The following is a 1267-nucleotide window of genomic DNA, read 5'->3' as shown; positions in this document are numbered from 1 at the left end:
CGCAGGAAGAACATTACCCCAAGTCAGGGAATGCCTCCGACCACGGCGGAGTCCCGTCGGCGGCTGCCCGGCGAGTTCCCGCGCGGCCCGAAGGACGCTGTCCGGCCGCCTCGCTCGGCAAGTGCTTGCTCGAACCGACTCATGACGGATGCGGCAGCGGCTCTGGAAAGCGGATGCGGCAGCGGCTCCGGAGATGGGACGGTGACGATCCGTTACTCGTCGTGGCCGCCGCGGAACGGGTCAAGAGGATCAACCGGACGATCGCGTTCTTCGAGTAGAAGTACCCGAAGATCAAGGCCGAGGCGGAAATCCCCCGGGCGTTTTCCAGAATGCCGTCACATTTCTTCGGAAGTGCGACAAGAGAGGTGTTCTTCTCGACCTCAAGTCGCGGGCGCGGAGAGGAAATCTGAGCCTGCATCACTTCCTCGCGGGCGTTGCGAAATTCGGCGAGGCGGACGGGAAGCGGCTCGGTGCGCCCGAGAGCGAGTTCTACGCCTCTGGCGGCGGCACCGAGTCCGCGCCGTGGAATGTGTGTGGGGGCTGACCGGCCCCGCCGCCTTGGTCCCGGGCAGCGGGACTGGCCGGCTGCCCACCAACCGCACCAGTCGGTACAGCCTCGCCGCGATCGAGAACCCGGCGCTGCCGGGCGGCGCAAGGCTCGCGTAGGGGACGAGGGGAGCGCCGTCGCACGGGCGGCGGCGCTCGTACCCAGGAGTGTGGCCCACATCACCCCGTCCGGCATGAGTACGCGTACTCAGATGACCAGCGGGGGCAGACTCCGCCCATGGACTGGACCCACTACCGCTTCCGCAGCCGGTGGCCCCTGCCCGCGCCTACCGCCGACGTCTACGACGCGCTGGAACGGGCCGAGGACTACCCGCGCTGGTGGCCCCAGGTGCGCGCGGTGAACCGGCTGAACGACACCACCGGCATCATCACCATCCGCTCCGCCCTGCCCTACGACATGACGGTCACGGCACGCGCGGTGCGGCGGGATCCGGCCGCCGGCATCCTGGAGATCGCCATGACCGGGGACATCGAGGGCTGGGCCCGTTGGACCGTCACCGCCGACGGCACCGGCACCCTCGCCCGCTACGACCAGGTCGTCGACGTCAACAAGCCGCTGCTGCGGCGACTGGCCTTCCCCGGGCGGCCGTTCTTCCGCGTCAACCACCGGCTGATGATGCGGGCCGGCCGGCGCGGACTGCTCGCGTACCTGCGAACGGTTTGAACGCGACCCGCCGAGACCTGTATGGTTCGGTGCGTT

2 protein-coding genes are annotated in these 1267 nt (G+C 69.1%); one reads left to right on the top strand and one right to left on the bottom strand.

Going from position 1 to position 1267, the window contains the following annotated elements; genetic code table 11:
* Window positions 1–139: 139 nt before the first annotated feature.
* Window positions 140–418, bottom strand: coding sequence for a hypothetical protein (locus tag ACWEKM_RS46570; RefSeq protein WP_451627373.1), 279 nt, complete (start codon window positions 416–418; stop codon window positions 140–142).
* Between the two features lie 366 nt (window positions 419–784).
* Here ACWEKM_RS46570 and ACWEKM_RS46565 point away from each other — a divergent pair, with 366 nt between their 5' ends.
* Entirely contained in the window at window positions 785–1231 is a 447-nt protein-coding gene (locus tag ACWEKM_RS46565; protein WP_451627372.1) for an SRPBCC family protein, read from the top strand.
* The last annotated feature ends 36 nt before the right edge of the window (window positions 1232–1267 follow it).

The sequence above is a fragment of the Streptomyces sp. NPDC004752 genome (assembly GCF_053601275.1).
The sequence above is the reverse complement of the archived record's forward strand: the minus strand, read 5'-3'. Positions and strand labels throughout refer to the sequence as shown.

Excerpts from the sequence above, each read along its gene's own strand:
- ACWEKM_RS46565 (WP_451627372.1), top strand. The coding sequence starts at position 785 with ATGGACTGGACCCACTACCGCTTCCGCAGCCGGTGGCCCCTGCCCGCG.
- ACWEKM_RS46570 (WP_451627373.1), bottom strand. The coding sequence starts at position 418 with ATGCAGGCTCAGATTTCCTCTCCGCGCCCGCGACTTGAGGTCGAGAAG.